We start from the raw sequence: 18,253 nt of genomic DNA on the forward strand, positions 1-18,253 counted from the left end.
GTTTTTTATTACAAATTTTGGCATAATGAACCTATTCTTAACAAAGGAGATTGTGATGATTAAATATATTCTTGGGCTCATTATTGTATTGGCTATCGTACTTGTTGCGGTAACTATAGGGGCAAATAATGATCAAGTAATCACCTTTAACTACATTGTTGCTGAAAGCCAATTCCAACTTTCAACATTAGTTGCCATTTTATTTGGTTTTGGATTGATTTTAGGTTGGTTAATTACAGGATTTTTCTACTTAAAATTAAAATTCAAAAATATGTCGTTAGCGCGTCAAGTTAAACGTCAAACATTACAAATTAACGAATTAACGACTACTCGCGATAAGGCAGTATAATGCTTGAATTACTCTTTCTGCTTCTGCCAATAGCCGCCGCTTATGGTTGGTATATGGGGCATCGGAGTGCCAAGAAAGATCAGGAAGATATTAGTAATAAACTCTCCCGTGATTATGTCACGGGGGTCAATTTTTTGCTTTCTAATCAAACGGATAAAGCCGTTGATTTGTTTCTTGATATGTTGCAAAAACAAGAAACAGAAAATGAAATTGAAAGCAATTCTCAATTTGAAGCTGAGCTAACGCTCGGTAACCTTTTCCGTTCTCGAGGCGAAGTGGATCGTGCTTTAAGAATTCATCAAGCCCTCGATCGTAGTCCCAATTATTCTTTCGAACAAAAATTATTAGCTAAACAGCAACTCGCCAAGGATTTTATGACGGTGGGTTTTTATGACCGCGCTGAAGCACTTTACATCATTATGGTGGATGAACCAGAATTTGCTGAAAATGCACTGCAACAGCTTTTGGTGATTTATCAAAAAACAAAAGAATGGAAAAAAGCCGTTAATATCGCAGAGAAGCTTGCCAAGATCTCACCCAAAGAAAATAATGTGGAATTAGCACAATGTTATTGTGAATATGCCTTAAGCGGTGAACTTGAAAGTGCGGACGAAAAACGTAGTATTTTACAAAAAGCGCTGAATGTATCTCCAACCAGTGTGAGAGCATCAATGCTACTTGCTGATTTAGAAATGGCTAATAAAAACTATCGTCAAGCTATTCATTTTTTGGAGAATATTCTTAATCAAAATCCAATTTACATTGGAGAAGTGTTGAAAACACTCAAATATTGTTATGATGAATTAGGAGAGAGAGATAACTTTGAGTTATTCTTGATTCGAGCCAGCCAGCAGATTAACAATACTAAAGTCGATTTAATGTTAGCAAGCGTGATTGAAGAGAAAGATGGCAAGAGTGCAGCTCAATCAAAGCTTTATCAACAACTAACCAAAAATCCAAGTACATCTATTTTCCACCGTTTTATTCAATTCCAAATTGATGATGCAGAGGAAGGGCGAGGTAAAGAAAGCTTAATTTTGTTACATAAAATGGTCGGAGAGAGAATTAAGCAAGGCTTTGGTTATCGTTGCTCAAATTGCGGTTATCAAACCCATAAATTAATGTGGAATTGTCCTTCTTGCAAACAGTGGGAAACCATCAAACCTGAACATAATTAATTGACACAGTGAGGTAAAATTATGAATAGCAAAGTAATCGTTGCATTGGATTACGAAACGGAAGCGCAAGCGTTATCCCTCGTGGATCAAATTGATCCAAGCTTATGCCGTTTAAAAGTGGGTAAAGAAATGTTTACCACACTGGGAACCAGTTTCGTTAAACAATTACACGAGCGTCAATTTGATGTTTTCCTCGACCTAAAATTTCATGATATCCCTAATACTGTGGCAAGAGCGGTGCGTTCTGCGGCTGATTTAGGCGTATGGATGGTTGATGTCCACGCTAGTGGCGGCTTAAAAATGATGGAAGAGGCGAAGAAAATTCTCAAGCCTTATGGAAAAGATGCGCCGTTATTAATCGCAGTAACCGTATTAACAAGCATGGAAGATTTAGATTTGTTGCAAATTGGTATTAATTCTTCGCCACTTGAACACGTTTTACGTCTTGCAAATTTAACACAGCGTGCAGGATTAGATGGGGTAGTTTGTTCACCACAGGAAGTAGAGATTTTACGTAATACTTGTGGTCCTGATTTTAAATTAGTCACCCCAGGGATTCGTCCAATTGGTAGTGATTTTGGTGACCAGCGTCGCGTCATGACACCAGCAGCAGCTATTCGATCTGGTTCTGATTATTTAGTAATTGGTCGTCCAATTACTCAAGCTGAAAATCCAGCTGAAGTGCTTCGTTTAATTAATGCATCAATTGAGTAATATGACAGAGAGTACTTTAGTTTATTCTACCGAAGTTGGTCGAATTAAAGAGAAAAAGCACCCAGTACAACCCCTAAAGGTGATGGTGTGGTTCGCATCCAAAAACAAACCAGTGGTCGAAAAGGCGCAGGTGTTTCAGTGATTACAGGGCTAGATTTATCAGATGATGAATTGAAAAAGTTAGCGGCTGAACTTAAAAAGCGTTGTGGTTGCGGTGGTTCAGTTAAAGACGGCAATATTGAGATTCAAGGCGAAAAACGTGATTTACTAAAACAACTTTTAGAACAAAAAGGGTTTAAAGTAAAATTAGCCGGTGGTTAAGATAAAACAAAAAATCCATCTTCAAATGAAGATGGATTTTTTTATGATTAACTTTCCATGAAGTCTGGTTGGTAAGCAAAGAAAATTGCGCCCAAGAAACTTAATACAGCAAGTGCCAGAAATGCATTGTTTGGATTGACTGCTTTACGACTAAAATATTTAGCCGAGAAGAAGATATAAAGCACAAGCATGATAATTTTCATGACAAGCCAGCTTTGTAACTGATAACCGACCAAGAAGAAAATCGTTAAGCCACTTGCAATTAAAAGTGTATCAACTAAGTGCGGTAAAATTTTTAGCAGTTTAATCGCGCGCCAATTTTTCCCACTTAATTGCATTCCCCCACGGATAATTAATAACCCTAAACTTAAAAATGCACAAACAATGTGCAAATAAACTAACATAATCACTCCAGATGTAAAAGGAAAGTGCGGTCAAAAGTGACCGCACTTTAATTTCTTATTTTGCAATACGCTTATATTTAATACGATGTGGCTGTGTTGCGGCTTCACCTAAGGTTTTCTTTTTCCACTCTTCGTAGTCAGAGAAGTTACCTTCATAGAAAGTCACTTTACCTTCATCACCGTAATCTAAAATATGAGTTGCAATACGGTCTAAGAACCAACGGTCATGGGAAATTACCATTGCACAACCAGGAAATTCTAAGATCGCATTTTCTAACGCACGTAAAGTTTCAACGTCTAAGTCATTAGTCGGTTCGTCCAATAACAATACGTTACCACCACGTTGTAGAAGTTTCGCTAAATGTAAACGACCACGCTCACCACCTGATAATTCGCCCACACGTTTTTGTTGATCTACGCCTTTGAAGTTAAATCGGCCAACATAGGCACGGCTTGGAATTTCAAAGTTACCAATAGTGAGAACATCTTGTCCGTTAGACACTTCTTCCCAAACGGTTTTCTTGTCATCCATTGAATCACGGAATTGATCCACAGAAGCAAGCACAACGGTTTCACCCATCGTAATTGAGCCGCTATCTGGTTGTTCTTGGCCTGAAAGCATACGGAATAAGGTAGATTTACCCGCACCATTCGCCCCGATAATACCTACGATAGCACCTTTTGGAATGCTAAATGATAAATCATCAATTAAAGTGCGATCGCCGTAAGATTTAGTGAGATGTTCTACCTCAATAACCTTATCACCTAAACGAGGACCAGGTGGAATAAAGAGTTCATTGGTCTCGTTACGTTTTTGGTATTCACCAGAGTTCAACTCATCGAAGCGTGCCATACGAGCTTTGCTTTTCGCTTGACGACCTTTAGGATTTTGGCGTACCCATTCTAACTCTTTCGCAATCGATTTTTGGCGTGCATTTTCAGCCGCTTGTTCTTGCTCTAAGCGTTTCTCTTTTTGCTCTAACCAAGAAGAGTAGTTACCTTCCCAAGGAATACCTTCACCACGGTCAAGCTCTAAGATCCAACCTGCTACGTTATCTAAGAAGTAACGGTCGTGGGTAATTGCCACAACAGTACCTTCGTAGTCATGTAAGAAGCGTTCTAACCATGCCACAGATTCTGCATCTAAGTGGTTGGTTGGTTCGTCTAATAAGAGCATGTCTGGTTTTTCGAGCAATAAACGACAAAGCGCCACACGACGACGTTCACCACCAGATAAATGCTCAATTTTGGCATCCCAATCCGGTAAACGTAATGCATCAGCCGCACGTTCTAATTGGTTATCTAAATTATGTCCATCGTGTGCTTGAATAATCGCTTCAAGGTTTGCTTGTTCTGCGGCTAGTTTATCGAAATCCGCATCAGGATCAGCATAAAGTGCATAAACTTCATCTAAACGAGTCAGTGCATTTTTTACTTCAGAAACCGCTTCTTCTACTGCTTCACGTACAGTTTGTTGCGGATCAAGTTTTGGTTCTTGTGGAAGATAACCAATCTTAATACCCGGTTGTGGACGAGCTTCACCTTCGAACTCTTTATCCACGCCCGCCATAATGCGTAAGAGGGTTGATTTACCCGCACCATTTAAGCCGAGCACCCCGATTTTTGCACCAGGGAAGAAGCTTAAAGAAATATCTTTCAAAATATGACGCTTCGGTGGCACCACTTTGCCGACACGGTGCATCGTATATACAAATTGCGTTGACATAATTTTCTCGATGTTATGAATAAAAGTGCGGTTATTTTACTTGATGTTTAGGGAATAAGCTATTTGAAAGGCAAAAAAAACCACCCATATAGGGTGGTAGGAAAGTAGTTTAGCTATATTTATGATTATTTTATTTAGGAACTTTATGAATATCAAGCAATCACTTGACGAGGCAAATAGTACATAAATTTCAGTTACAAGGGAAATGCGAATGAATAATTTGTTGATACAAATCAAGAAAATCACAGGATTTTTTATGTTTCGACCGATTTTTATTCGATTTTGATTAGGAACTGCTTGTGATAAAATCTGTCTATTCAATTATTTAGCCCACTTTATTCTTATTTATGTTTAAAAAATTACTCCTAGGATTATCGCTGATTTCTCCTTTTTCGGTTCTTGCTCATCCTCACGCCTTTATTGATATGCAAACCAAACCGTTAGTGAAAGATAATCAATTAATTGGTTTTTCGGCTCAATGGTTACTGGATGAAGCCAGCTCTTCAGCCGTATTGTATGATGTGATGCAGGCAAAAGGCGATAAAGCGGCTAAACAAAAACTCATTGATGAAGTGATGACGAATGTCGTGAATGAGCATTACTTTAGTTATGTCTTTGATAAAGAAAATCACAAAATTAAATATAAAAAACAGCCTGAAAATTATGGCATGCGTGTTAAAGGAAATGAGGTGGAGTATTATTTTGATTTTCTTTTAGCTCAGCCACAGACTTTGCAAAATAATGAATTTACGCTAATGACTTATGACAGCACCTATTATGTGGCAATGCGTTATGCTGAAATAGGTAAAAGAGCGGTTGATTTTTCAGCACTTCCTGCAAACTGCAAAGGGGAAGTGCTTGAACCTAATGTGGATGAAAAAATTAAATCCTACGCTTCATCATTGGATAAATCGCAAAAAAATGAGGATGATTCTCTTGGTGTATTGTTTGCGCAGAAAGTAAAAATTAAATGTGAATAAAAAAATGAAGTTAAAATTGACCGCACTCTTTATCGGCTTATTAGCGATTATTTTCGCCTTGCTACCTTGGCTTTTTGTGCAAGTAGCCGATTGGCAAAAAGCCTTTAATCAGCTGATTTCTGAAAATCTACGCCAAATTCAAGCACATTCATCTACAGCAGGATTGTGGTTGATTTTCGCCGCCTTTTCTTATGGTGTATTACATGCATTAGGGCCTGGGCATGGGAAATTTATTATTGCTGGTTATCTTTCTACTCACGAAAGCCAGCTTAAAACCAGCGTACGCTTAAGTTTACTTTCCTCTCTCATGCAAGGTTTTGTCGCAGTTACAGCAACCTCCATTGTGGTGGTGATACTTAATCTTTCCTCTAAATATTTTAAACTTAGTCAGTTATGGCTGGAGCGTAGCGCACTCATTTTATTATTGTTACTAGGGTTTTATTGGATTGCTCAAGGTTTGAAAGGCTTGAAGAAAAAACAGTCTTTTCGTATCACATCTATTCAATCATTACCGAAACAGATTGGAGCAGCTTCGCCATTTCGATATGAGCAAGGAAAAGCAAGCCAAGCGCAGTGTAGTTGTGGACATCAACATCTACCCAATGATCAACAGCTTAAGCAATCGGGTGATTTAAAATCTCAACTCTTAGTGATTTTAACCATTGGTATGCGACCGTGTAGTGGCGCCATTTTTGTGCTTTTTCTCGCTTATATGCTGGATCTTTATTGGTGGGGAATTTTAGCTACTTTTGCCATGTCTTTGGGGACAGGATTAATGCTTTCGCTTTTTGCAGCGTTAGTACGCTATGCGAGAAATGTCGCGACTCGCTTAGGGCATTGGTATGGTTTAGCGGGTTCTAATCAAAAAGGCGAAGCCATGATCAAATGTATTGCGGGTGCAATGATGATCTTTTTTGCACTAAGCTTGTTATATGGCACGATGGGGGCTGTAACAGGTGGTGCAGCTTTATTCGGTGGATAAAGAAAAGGGCAGCGTTTGCTGCCCATTTATTTGAAAATAGATTATTCAACCCAAGTGACGATTTCTTCAATTGGTCGACGAGATTTTTTGGTAATGTCTCTCGCGCGATAACCAAATGTTGCGGCCACGGATACACCCCATTCACTTGGATCAAAAAGACCTTCAGCGGCTAAAACTTCATTCATTTTATCGTAGTTAAAGCCTTCAATAGGGCAAGAATCTACACCGATAGCGGCAGCACCAGTTAGCATATTGGCTAAGGCTATATAGGTTTGTTTACTTGTCCAGTCAAATAATGCACGCTCGCTTTCTGCGGTTTTCATTTCAACTTCTTGTAAGCCTTTATATTTTTCCAAGGCTTTTTCTAATTGCTCGCCTTGTAAACCTCTACGCACCGCAACATCACGGAAGAAAGGCGTGTCATATCGAGCATTCTTCTTAGCAAGAATGATCACTAAATGACTACAATCATCTAATTGATATTGCATGCCCCAGCTAAAAGGTTTGAGCTTATCGCGTAATGCTTTATTTTGAATAACTAAGAACTTCCATGGCTCAGAACCTACTGAGCTTGGTGATAAACGAGCAAATTCTAAAATTGCAGCAAAATCTTCTTGGCTAATTTTTTTATTCGGATCGTAATAGCGTGTTGAACAGCGATTTTCGAATACTTGAAGCATTTGTTCGCGTGTAATTTGACTCATGTTTTCTTCCTCTTAACATTATCTAATTTATGATCTTTTGACCGCACCTTAGCGCTCTTTCCAATATCCAATCCACTCTTTGAGTAATTGCATATTTTTAGTAATTGCGCCACCTTGCGGAATAAAATGCATCATATTGAGTCCGTAACTATCTGGCGTAATGCCTTCACCTACACTTGCAGGTAACACATCAAAGCCTTGTTGTTGGAATAATAATTTTGCACGTTGCATATGCCATTCATTAGTGACTAAAATAATTTTATGAATACCTTCTTTTTCCAATATTTGTTTGGTGAAAAGGGCATTTTCTTTGGTGGTAAGTGCCTTAGGTTCAATCCATTTTGTTGGCACATTAAAGAAGTTTTGGAGTTCTTCTGCGGCGATTTTTGCCTCAATGGCACCAGTTGGACTAGCCCCTGTAATCAATAGTGGCAAGTGCGTTTCTTTTTGTAAGAAAGCGGCATAACGTAAGCGTTCAAGTTGAATACCTGTTGAAGCTAATGGCGCATAAAGCTCTTTGCTATCACGTAAACCACCACCCAGTAAAACGATCGCTTGAGCTTGTTGGTAATCTTGCAGTGTCAAATGATCTTCAGTAATGAGACTATCTTTAAGTACTTGTGCAGTGTAAGGAATACTTAAAAGATAGAGTAGTGAGAAACCAAGTGCGGTCGAAATTCGGCTTAATTTTTTGAAATTGAATTTAGCTAGAATAAGAGACAGCCCCCACAGAATTAAAATATTAAATGGGGGAAGAATCATAGCGGTAATGAGTTTTTTCAATTCAAACATTATTTATCCAATTCAACGAAATCTAGCTCTTTTGTCCATAATTTCGCATAGCTACTATTTTTGCCATAAGAGTTATCGCAAACACGATTTGGAATTTCTAACAAGCAAGAGAAAATATGACCATGTAAGCGAGTTGTGGTCACTTTGTCGTTCGCTAAGAATACTTGTGCAACACGTTTTACAATGCGTTGAGTATAGGCATACCAGAATTGATGGCAGAGATCTTTTAGCCAACTTAAACCAAATTTATTGGCCATTTTACTCATTCGCCAACTTAATGCTAAAACCACATCATCTTCGGTTGAAAGAATGTCTTCCCAGTCTTTTACATTGCTGTTGGCAGGCAGTTGCGCGAGGATATTTTTCTCTATATCACTTGCTTCAATGTCTTTACGCAAGAAATAAAGTTGTTCCCCCGTTGTGCCTTGCTTAGTTTCCATCGTGCCATAAAGCTGATGCGCCATATCCGGTGATAAATAAACATGATCAGAAAATTGTGCAAATAAGTTCTCCGTTCTTTCATCGCGAGCCAGTAGATGGCAATCACTGTGGCTACGGAAAAGAGCGGCTGATTTTTGCAGATTTTCTTCGTGCTTAAAATAAGCGGTTTGTGGTAACACAATAATGCGATTATTCGGGAAATGGGTCACCATTTCTTCACGGATCTTTTGATGCTGCGGATAAAGATCACCAAAGTTGCCACCACCATGTAAAAGGATGGTAGTGTTCGGTGTAATTTTTGCTTTAACTTCTTCAAGATCTAAATCATATTCACAGCGTTTTAAGGTCACATTAATGTGGTGATCTTTAAAAAATTGTTCGGTTCCGTGATAAATCAGTAAATCGCCCACGTTCAAATGAAGCGGGTAGTCAAAATAAAATACGTCGTTTTTATCTTTGATCAGTTCGACAATAGAATTCAATTTGTTTTTTAAATCAATAAGGAGTTGATTCATTTTTTTACTCTTTTCTTTAAATAGCTAAACAAGAAATTTTTTTCTGCTGTGTTTAATCCGAAGATTAAAATGACACAGATTAATACCATTTCTAAGATGATGGATTGTCCAATAAACTCCAATAAAGAATAACTGCGGGTAGTATCTGATATATAGATGATACCTAATAGTAGACCAAACACCACGCCGACATTCACTAAATATGAGACAAATTCTTTTTGGTTAAATTTAATTTTTTTATTAATAAAATATAATCGATAGATTTGTGAGATGACCATCGTACTAAATTTACCCACAAAGGCAAATACTGGATTGTAACCTAGTGTGAACAAATAATAAGCCAATGGCACCGTACAAAGATCGATTAACGCTACGATGATATTGTATTGTTTTACGGTAGATGTGCCAATGGCTAATGCACTCATCCAAAATGCGCCAGCCATTGCACTGATCAATAAGCAAGCAATAATAGCTTGTACAAGTTGTTCAGTATATTGCGGAAGATGATCACCTAGCCAAAATGTCAATAAGGTATGGGTGAAATATAATACAGGCGCAGAGAGAATTGCCATTAAATAAAGTGAATATTTTGAAATCCCAAGAATTAATTGGCGATTGCGATCATAATCTTTTGCAGCATAAGACTGAACTAACTGCGGATTAGCTGCCATTTGGAAATTATTTACAAAGCTGTAAACTGCACCTTCTACTTGTGTTGCAATCGCAACAGCGGCATTGACTGCCACACCAAAGAATAAGTTAGACACCATATTCAAGCCTTGTGTTGAACCCACATAAGCGACTTGCCCCATAAGCATCCAACCGGAAAAACTCACCATTTCTTTGGTTTTACTTAAATCTTTATATAAACGGAAACGTGCGGCTTCTTTGAAATAATATTTAGTGAATAACACATAAAGGGAGAGCACGATTAAGCTGACTGAAAGCAATAAGCCACCATAAGTAATCAACTTATCGTAATGTGTGATATGACTTAAGATAAAAACAGAGGTTAGTTTTAAGATGGTTTCCCCTAATCCCAACCACGCATAGAATCCCATTTTCTCGTGTGCAACAATCATGGCATTGAATGGCACTTTAATGATTTCAACAAGGGCAATAATTAATGCTAATTGGTAAACGATATTTGCCGCTTGCAAGCGTTCAGCGGGGATAACTAATTTGTGATTTAAAAACCATAAACCTACGGTTTCAGCTAACACTAATACGATAAAAATAATGAGTAGGTGATTTAAGATACTAATATTAAAGACTTTATTGACACGTTGAATGTCATTCGAGGCTTTTTCTACGTTAATAAAACGCTGAGTAGTGGCGGTCATTGTGCCATTAAAAAAGGAAAATAAGACCACGACCCCCATCACAATGTTATAGATACCAAAATCTTCTACTCCCAAAACCTGTAATACCACACGAGAGATATACAGCATGGCTCCCATGTTGAAAAGCATTCGGATGTAGAGAAATAGCGTATTTTTTGCAATGGTTTTATTTGACATTGTGAAAATGGAATTAGAAAAATTGGGGGAATTATAGGGGGGATTGGGGTGTGTAGCAAGCATTGTGCAAGTTCTAGGTCGCCGTATAGGCTTTATAATAAAGAAAAGGCTAAATATAATTTAGCCTTTTGTTATTTAGACGATGCAGACAGCCAAATCCAATTGTTTGTTATGGAATTGATGCAATGTGCCACGATGGCCAACACTCAGAATGATCATATTCGGTAAGCGCTCTTTAATTGTTTTATAAAGCAGATACTCTGTTGGCTCATCAAGTGCTGATGTGGTTTCATCTAAAAAGACCACTTCTGGCTTCGTCAGTAAAATCCGAATGAATGCCACACGCTGTAATTCACCCGGTGACAAAATTGCTTGCCAATCGTTATCTATATCAAGACTATGAAGGTATTTATCCAAACAGCAATCCGCGAGTGTTTTTTCCAATTCAGGATGATAAGGATCAATATCTGGATAGCAAATCGCTTCACGTAACGTGCCTTGTGGCATATAAGGACGTTGTGGTAAGAATAAACTGGTCACACAAGGATGTTCCACCAGCCCCACTGTCTCAAAAGGATAAATCCCCGCCATCGCTTTTAATAGCGATGTTTTCCCTGTGCCAGATGGACCTTGAATTAATAAGGCATCACCATTTTTTAATTCAATATTTAAGTTATTAAGCAACAATCTGCCTTGCTCGTCTTTAATACCAAAGTTTGACAATGCAACACGGTTAGAACATTTCATGGGTTGATGAACCTCTGAATGATCTAATTCATCCAACTTCGTCATAAAACCATAAAGACGATTTAAGCGCGCTTGATAGAGCGTAAACTCTTCATAGAACAAACGGAAGAAGGAAAGTGCGGTCATTAATCGGTTAAATGCTTGCACAGTTTGGTGCATATCGCCCAGTTTGATTTGTCCAGTGAAAAAACGAGGGGCTTGAAGCATTAAAGGTAAGAGTTTCGCCACTCGTGTGACGCTTCCATTAAAGCCGTCTAATCCCAACATTCTCAACACAATTGCCCAACGGTTATGAATAATTTCGGCAAATTTGTTTTTCAGTAAATGCTGTTCTTGTTGTTCACCTTGATAGAATGCAATACTTTCCGCATTATCTCGCACTCGAATTAAAGAATAACGGTAGTCACCATTGAGTTTTTCTTTATTAAAGTTCAGCTTGATTAAAGGGTGACCAATCCAAACGGACATTAACGTTGCGAGGATAATAAAGGCATAAATAAAGAAAACAACACCTTTTTCGATATTCAAGCCGAAAAGACTCAACACACCAGAAAGTGACCAAAGAATGATGGTAAATTCAATGGTAGTCAGAATCGAATTAATCATTCCCCGCACAATTTTAACGGTACTACTGATAAATTCACGTGCATCTTGTTCAATACGTTGATCAATATTATCGGGCAGATCTTTTTCGTATTTGAGGCGATAGTATTTTTTATTTTCTAACCATCGTTTAACAAGGACTTTATTCAAGCTTTCCAACCAACGGATTTCAAATACTTGTTGCAAGAAATAATCGGCGATGGAGTGGATAACTTGTACCAATACTAAGAGGGCATTCAGTTTTGCAAAGAACCAAAACTTATCCGCATCTAATTCCTGCATTGAGCTATAAAGCCCGTTATAGAAAAAAGAGTTGAGTACGCTGAAACGCACTTCTAACAAAATCATGGTAAACAACACCAGTAGCATAAGGATTATTTTGATGCTGTTACGGCGATTAATCGAAGGGGATGCAATATGCCAAAACTTCTGACCGAATGTGGTTTGTTTGAGTACCAGTGTCGTCACGCTAAAGCACACAATCACCCAGAAAAGTGCGGTCAAAATCCAGCTTAAACTTGAGTTAAGTTCAGTTTGCCAATTCATTGATTATCCATAAAGTAAAAAACGAAAAAAAGGGCGAAATGATTCGCCCTCGCATTGTGCGCTCAATTAAAACTCAACTTTCGTGTTGAAGATAAATTCACGTCCATAACCTAATGCAACAGGGATTAACGTGTTTGTTGCGTTACCAGAGGTGGATGGATAGTAAGTTTTATCTGCTAAGTTTTTACCGTTAAGTTGGAAAGACACTTTCTTGCCAGAGATTTTGGTATCGTAAGCAATAAAGGCATCATATACCACGGCATGAGGTAATTTGTATGCTTTTGTGTAATCACTGTTATAAGCATGCCAAGAACCTAAATAACGAGCACCACCACCAACACGGATGTTACCAAAATCAAATTCACCTACGTTATAAGCTAGGAATAGGGAAGCTTGATGTTTTGGTACACCAGAAAGTTGTTGATTTACCGCATCAGGATAGCGCTCATTTTCAAGTGATTTTACTTTGGTGTAGGTATAGTTAGCCGCTACGCTTAGACTATCCGTAATTTGACCATTAAGATCGAATTCCACACCACGAGAACGTTGTTTGCCGACGATATTTAATTGCGCATTTGAACCAGAACCAACAGCCTCAGCTACATTACGTTTGCTGATATTGAATAATGCAAGTGTTGCATTAAAGCCTGAGTTTTCGTATTTTGCACCAATTTCAAAAGATTTACCTTGTTCTGGTTTTAAATCGCCGCTAACAGGTGTTGCCACACTCATTTGTGGACGGAAAGACTCAGAGTAGTTCGCAAAGGTCGCAATATGTGGCGTAAATTTATATACGGCACCTAATTGATACAATAATTTACCATCGTGCTGATCGGTATTTCCGGTTTTTGTTAGATTTTGACCTTTTTTACAGTTTGCTGCATTTAAGCAATGGCGTCCTGCAAATTGATCAAAGTACTCATAACGTAAACCACCCGTCATGATAAAGTTATCTGTAAAGTAGGCGGTATCTTGAATATAAACACCAACGGTTTTGAGATAGTTATATTGGTAGGCGTTGCCATTACCATTTTTATGTGCTGCAACAGGGCTGGTATATTTTGGATTATCAATATTAATATCTGAATTTGTAATACCTTTGTTATAAATCGGTCCAAGATCACGAATATTACGCATTGCATCAATACCGGCTACAAAGCGGTTAGCAATATCACCAATACCAAATTCACCGACAATATTTAATGTGCCACTATGAACACGCTGGTCACCTTGTTGCTGTTCAATCTCTCGGCGGGCTGTACGTGTTTTAACGTTAACATTTGTAATACGAGCTTGATCGTAGAAATATTTGTAACGAGCATAGCTATAACCCGCATTTAATTTCCAACCATCACTTAATTTGTGCTCAATTTTGAAATCAATGTTATCGGTTTTTGCGGTTGTTTCATTATTTGGTTCATCTAAACGACGCGATACAGGAATATCCGGTAATGCATTAGTTGCCGTTAAAAGATTTGTACCACGATCAAATGGCTCAAGAATATCTTTGTGTTCATAAGAAAGAAGTACTTTAGTTTTATCATTTTCCCAAGAAAGTGATGGCGCGTAAGTCGTGTTTTTCACTTTGCCAAAATTACGCCAGTAGTCTTTTTCTTGTTTGTCATAGATAAAGCGGTAAGCAAAACCATTTCCTAAGCCACCAGTGAAATCTAATTGTGTTCCCCATAGGCTATGATTACCTAAAGTGCCACCAATGACATAGCGAGGTGTTTGTTGTGGTTTTTTAGTAATGATATTGACCACGCCACCTGGATCTTGAATACCATAAAGCACAGATGCAGGCCCTTTTAACACTTCAACGGTTTCAGTTGTCGTGCTAAAGTTTTTAGCTGGGCCAGCTTGTAAACCGTTACGCATAATTGAGTTGTCACGGTTTCCACCAAAACCACGTTTTTGGATGGCATCAAACATACCACCCAGCGTATTGGCTTGGCTTACACCACTGACGTTATAAAGCGCATCAATGAGTGACTCAGGTTTACGATCTTCTAATAATTTAGTCGAAAGGATATTGACAGTATTTGGCGTATCGAATACAGGCACTTCAGCTTTTGATACGACGGATGTCCCTGTCGTTTGATAACCATTTTGTTTAATACCTGTATCTTGAACATTGATTTGCTCAAGTACTTCGGTGTTTGTATTTGCGGCTTGTTCAGTTTCCGCAAAAGTAGAAGCGGAGAAACTCGCCAAAAGTGCGGTTGAAATAAGACTTAATTTAAATTTCATAATTGTTTTCCGATATATAACCCGATAGATAATAAAAGAGTCGTAAGTATAGCGAAAACGTTTACGTCGATCAATGCAAATTATTTTCATTTGCTTATGCGGTTTATTCAGAAAATATTCATTTAAATTAAGTAGGGGATAAAAAGAAAAATCCCAAGCTAAAAAGCTTGGGATTGTAATATGGTGCGACTAGCTGGACTCGAACCAGTGACCCCCACCATGTCAAGGTGGTGCTCTAACCAACTGAGCTATAGTCGCGTAAAAGATGTGGCAGATGATAAACAGTTTTAAGGATGAAAACAAGAGGATTTGTTTTAAGTTAAATTTAGCTGCTAAAAAAATAACCAAAATCTGATTTAAAAAGTCTCAGTAGTTATTTTGATTTTGTACAGGTTTAAGCGTATAATGCGCAACGTTTTTATCTCGGATGAGCCGAAATTTAAAAAAGCTTTAAGTAAATTGTAACCATTTGTGGAGTTTAGATAATGTCTAGAAAATTAAGAAGAACGAAGATTGTATGTACAATGGGGCCTGCAACAGACCGCGATAACAATCTTGAAAAAATTATCGCAGCAGGCGCTAATGTTGTACGTATGAACTTTTCTCACGGTACACCAGATGATCATATTGAGCGTGCTGAGCGTGTTCGTTCGATCGCGAAAAAATTAGGTAAAACCGTGGCAATTTTAGGTGACTTACAAGGTCCTAAAATTCGTGTTTCTACTTTTAAAGACGGCAAAATTTTCTTAAATGTTGGCGATAAATTTATTCTTGATGCGGAATTACCAAAAGGTGAAGGTAATCAAGAAGCCGTTGGTTTAGACTATAAAACACTTCCACAAGATGTTGTACCAGGCGATATTCTTTTATTAGATGATGGTCGTGTTCAATTAAAAGTCCTTTCTACTGACGGTGCAAAAGTATTTACTGAAGTGACAGTTGGTGGTCCATTATCAAACAATAAAGGGATCAACAAATTAGGCGGTGGTTTATCTGCAGATGCATTAACCGAAAAAGATAAAGCAGATATCATCACAGCTGCACGTATCGGTGTAGATTACTTAGCGGTATCTTTCCCTCGTTCAAGTGCAGATTTAAACTATGCGCGTGAATTAGCAAAACAAGCAGGTTTAGACGCGAAAATCGTTGCTAAAGTTGAACGTGCTGAAACGGTTGTTGATGAAGCTGCAATGGATGATATCATCCTAGCTTCTGATGTGATCATGGTTGCACGTGGTGACTTAGGTGTTGAAATCGGTGACCCAGAATTAGTTGGCGTACAGAAAAAATTAATTCGTCGTTCACGTCAATTAAACCGTGCGGTTATTACTGCAACTCAAATGATGGAATCAATGATCAGCAACCCAATGCCAACTCGTGCAGAAGTGATGGACGTGGCAAATGCGGTATTGGATGGTACTGACGCGGTAATGCTTTCAGCAGAAACTGCGGCAGGTCAATATCCAGCTGAAACTGTGGCAACAATGGCTCGCGTATGCTTAGGTGCAGAAAAAATGCCAAGCATCAATATTTCTAAACACCGTTTAGATCGTGAGTTCAGAGATATTGAAGAATCTGTAGCGATGTCAGCAATGTACGCAGCAAACCACTTAAACGGTATCGCTGCAATCATTACATTAAGCCACTCTGGTCGTACACCATTATTAATGTCACGTATCAGCTCAGGTTTACCAATCTTTGCACTTTCTCGTGTTCAAGAAACATTAAACCGTTGTGCATTATACCGCGGTGTGACACCCGTTCATTTTGATGGCGAATCTCGTAGCTCTGCGGGTGCAAAAGCAGCGATTAACCTATTAAAAGAAAAAGGTTATTTAGTTTCTGGTGATGTTGTTTTATTAACACAAGGTGATGAGTCAGAAGGTACAACTAACGTTTGTCGTACTTTAACTGTTGAATAATCAACATTCATGAATAAAAAAGAGCGGTGGATTTTTCCACCGTTTTTTTATATCTAAAATATTGAAAATATTGACCGCACTTTTTTCTTAAAACCACCTCGTATTTGCGGTATCATAAGCACAGTTTTTAGTTTAAATTGAAATCCTTATGGCCTCACAAAGACAAATTCAATCTCCAGATCAGAAAACTGAACAAGTTAGCATCCCGCCTCATTCCACTGAAGCTGAACAAGCCGTACTTGGTGGCATTATGTTGAGTAATCAACATTGGGATGGTATTGCTGAAAGAGTAATTGCTGAGGATTTTTATACTTTTGCGCATAAAGCAATCTTCCAAACTATGGAAGAATTAATGCGTAACCAAACACCGATTGATTTAATCACCCTTGATCAAGCCCTTAAAGCGAAAGGTATTAGCGATTCTGTAGGCGGTTTTGCTTATCTCGCTGATCTTTCTAATAACACCCCAAATGCCATTAATATTTTGGCTTATGCCGAAATCGTGCGTGAAAAAGCGATTTTGCGTGAGCTTATTGCAGTGGGAAATCGTATCGCAGAAAACAGCTATTCTCCGAAAGGCAAAGACATCAAAATGGTGTTGGATGAAGCTGAAAGAGAAGTGTTTGCTATTGCTGAAAAACGCAGTTCTTCAACTGAAGGGCCACAAAATGTGATCAGCGTGTTGGAAAGTACTATTGCTCGAATTGATACCTTAAGTAAGCTTGAAAATCATAGCGGTGTGACAGGGGTCACAACGGGCTTTGTTGACTTAGATAAGAAAACAGCAGGTTTACAACCTTCGGATCTCATCATTGTTGCTGCACGTCCTTCTATGGGTAAAACCACGTTTGCGATGAACCTTTGTGAAAATGCCGCCATGGCAAGTGATAAGCCTGTGTTGGTATTCAGTTTAGAGATGCCTGCGGAACAAATCATGATGCGTATGATTGCCTCTCTTGCTCGCGTGGACCAAACCAAAATTCGTACTGGTCAAAATTTGGATGAAACGGAATGGAGCAAAATTGCCAGCGTGTTTGGGATGTTTAAGCAAAAAAATAATCTTTATATTGATGATTCATCAGGTTTAACTCCAACAGAATTGCGCTCTCGAGCACGTCGTGTGTACCGCGAAAACAATGGTTTGAGCATGATTATGGTGGATTACCTTCAGTTAATGCGTGCACCGGCATTCTCAGACAACCGAACCTTAGAGATTGCTGAGATTTCCCGTTCGTTAAAAGCCTTAGCGAAAGAATTAGAAGTCCCCGTTGTAGCTCTTTCCCAGCTTAACCGTACTTTGGAGCAACGTGCAGATAAACGTCCAGTAAACTCAGACTTGCGTGAATCAGGCTCTATTGAGCAGGATGCTGACTTGATTATGTTCATTTATCGTGACGAAGTGTATAACGATAATTCTGAAGATAAAGGGGTTGCTGAAATCATTATTGGTAAACAACGTAACGGTCCGATTGGTCGTGTACGTTTAGCATTTAACGGTCAATTCTCACGCTTTGATAACCTTGCCGAACAGCGTGAATACAGAGATGATTATTAGGCAA

15 protein-coding genes, 1 tRNA gene and 1 pseudogene are annotated in these 18,253 nt (G+C 38.5%); 8 read left to right on the forward strand and 9 right to left on the reverse strand.

What is annotated here, in order from left to right:
* Nucleotides 1-55 precede the first annotated feature (55 nt).
* The 4 genes and pseudogenes from O3746_RS01205 to yciH all read left to right on the forward strand — a co-directional run bounded on the left by O3746_RS01205 (nucleotide 56) and on the right by yciH (nucleotide 2,562).
* A complete protein-coding gene (locus O3746_RS01205; RefSeq protein WP_005699471.1) occupies nucleotides 56-349 on the forward strand; it encodes a LapA family protein in 294 nt (97 codons plus the stop codon).
* Entirely contained in the window at nucleotides 349-1,527 is a 1,179-nt protein-coding gene (lapB, locus tag O3746_RS01210; protein ID WP_371447562.1) for a lipopolysaccharide assembly protein LapB, read from the forward strand. The genes O3746_RS01205 and lapB overlap by 1 nt, the downstream gene beginning before the upstream one ends.
* A 21-nt stretch (nucleotides 1,528-1,548) precedes the next feature.
* Nucleotides 1,549-2,241 (forward strand): orotidine-5'-phosphate decarboxylase, encoded by a 693-nt coding sequence (gene pyrF, locus O3746_RS01215; RefSeq protein WP_295656141.1) that lies wholly within the window; start codon nucleotides 1,549-1,551, stop codon nucleotides 2,239-2,241.
* 1 nt (nucleotide 2,242) lies between these two features.
* Nucleotides 2,243-2,562, forward strand: a pseudogene (yciH, locus tag O3746_RS01220) (stress response translation initiation inhibitor YciH).
* A 47-nt stretch (nucleotides 2,563-2,609) separates the two neighbouring features.
* Here the strand turns inward: yciH and O3746_RS01225 are convergent.
* Together O3746_RS01225 and ettA are read right to left on the reverse strand one after the other, a co-directional pair.
* The gene (locus tag O3746_RS01225; RefSeq protein WP_295656137.1) at nucleotides 2,610-2,966 is read right to left on the reverse strand and encodes a SirB2 family protein; all 357 of its coding nucleotides are present in this window, start codon (nucleotides 2,964-2,966) and stop codon (nucleotides 2,610-2,612) included.
* Between the two features lie 55 nt (nucleotides 2,967-3,021).
* On the reverse strand, nucleotides 3,022-4,692 hold the full coding sequence (gene ettA, locus O3746_RS01230; RefSeq protein ID WP_007242265.1) for an energy-dependent translational throttle protein EttA: 1,671 nt from the start codon (nucleotides 4,690-4,692) through the stop codon (nucleotides 3,022-3,024).
* Nucleotides 4,693-5,039: 347 nt separating this feature from the next.
* Between ettA and zevA the strand changes: the two genes are divergently transcribed.
* Both zevA and zevB read left to right on the forward strand, forming a co-directional pair.
* Nucleotides 5,040-5,672: a zinc transporter binding subunit ZevA gene (gene zevA, locus O3746_RS01235; protein ID WP_371447565.1), complete on the forward strand. Its 633-nt coding sequence runs from the start codon at nucleotides 5,040-5,042 to the stop codon at nucleotides 5,670-5,672.
* Between the two features lie 4 nt (nucleotides 5,673-5,676).
* Nucleotides 5,677-6,654 carry a zinc transporter permease subunit ZevB gene (gene zevB / locus O3746_RS01240; RefSeq protein ID WP_054419331.1) on the forward strand — a complete coding sequence of 326 codons (978 nt, stop codon included), beginning with the start codon at nucleotides 5,677-5,679 and terminating at the stop codon, nucleotides 6,652-6,654.
* Nucleotides 6,655-6,695: 41 nt separating this feature from the next.
* Here the strand turns inward: zevB and O3746_RS01245 are convergent, their stop codons facing one another.
* The 7 genes from O3746_RS01245 to O3746_RS01275 form a co-directional block, all read right to left on the reverse strand.
* A complete protein-coding gene (locus O3746_RS01245; protein WP_054419333.1) occupies nucleotides 6,696-7,358 on the reverse strand; it encodes an NAD(P)H-dependent oxidoreductase in 663 nt (220 codons plus the stop codon).
* 48 nt (nucleotides 7,359-7,406) lie between these two features.
* Nucleotides 7,407-8,150: a YdcF family protein gene (locus O3746_RS01250; protein WP_049376249.1), complete on the reverse strand. Its 744-nt coding sequence runs from the start codon at nucleotides 8,148-8,150 to the stop codon at nucleotides 7,407-7,409.
* A complete protein-coding gene (locus O3746_RS01255) occupies nucleotides 8,150-9,106 on the reverse strand; it encodes a polysaccharide pyruvyl transferase family protein (RefSeq protein WP_054419335.1) in 957 nt (318 codons plus the stop codon). The genes O3746_RS01250 and O3746_RS01255 overlap by 1 nt, the downstream gene beginning before the upstream one ends.
* Nucleotides 9,103-10,626: a lipopolysaccharide biosynthesis protein gene (locus tag O3746_RS01260; protein ID WP_054419337.1), complete on the reverse strand. Its 1,524-nt coding sequence runs from the start codon at nucleotides 10,624-10,626 to the stop codon at nucleotides 9,103-9,105. The genes O3746_RS01255 and O3746_RS01260 overlap by 4 nt, the downstream gene beginning before the upstream one ends.
* Nucleotides 10,627-10,761: 135 nt before the next feature.
* Nucleotides 10,762-12,522 carry an ABC transporter ATP-binding protein/permease gene (locus tag O3746_RS01265; protein ID WP_054419339.1) on the reverse strand — a complete coding sequence of 587 codons (1,761 nt, stop codon included), beginning with the start codon at nucleotides 12,520-12,522 and terminating at the stop codon, nucleotides 10,762-10,764.
* 66 nt (nucleotides 12,523-12,588) lie between these two features.
* On the reverse strand, nucleotides 12,589-14,772 hold the full coding sequence (locus O3746_RS01270) for a TonB-dependent siderophore receptor (RefSeq protein WP_371447570.1): 2,184 nt from the start codon (nucleotides 14,770-14,772) through the stop codon (nucleotides 12,589-12,591).
* A 181-nt stretch (nucleotides 14,773-14,953) separates the two neighbouring features.
* Nucleotides 14,954-15,030, reverse strand: a tRNA-Val gene (locus tag O3746_RS01275).
* A gap of 227 nt (nucleotides 15,031-15,257) precedes the next feature.
* On the opposite strand from O3746_RS01275, the gene pyk reads away from it, so the two are divergent.
* Together pyk and O3746_RS01285 are read left to right on the forward strand one after the other, a co-directional pair.
* Nucleotides 15,258-16,694, forward strand: coding sequence for a pyruvate kinase (gene pyk / locus O3746_RS01280; protein WP_371447572.1), 1,437 nt, complete (start codon nucleotides 15,258-15,260; stop codon nucleotides 16,692-16,694).
* A 148-nt stretch (nucleotides 16,695-16,842) separates the two neighbouring features.
* Entirely contained in the window at nucleotides 16,843-18,249 is a 1,407-nt protein-coding gene (locus tag O3746_RS01285) for a replicative DNA helicase (RefSeq protein ID WP_065244803.1), read from the forward strand.
* The last annotated feature ends 4 nt before the right edge of the window (nucleotides 18,250-18,253 follow it).

The organism is Haemophilus sp. 27098_8_127, from assembly GCF_041433495.1.
Classification (GTDB): Bacteria; Pseudomonadota; Gammaproteobacteria; order Enterobacterales; family Pasteurellaceae; genus Haemophilus_D.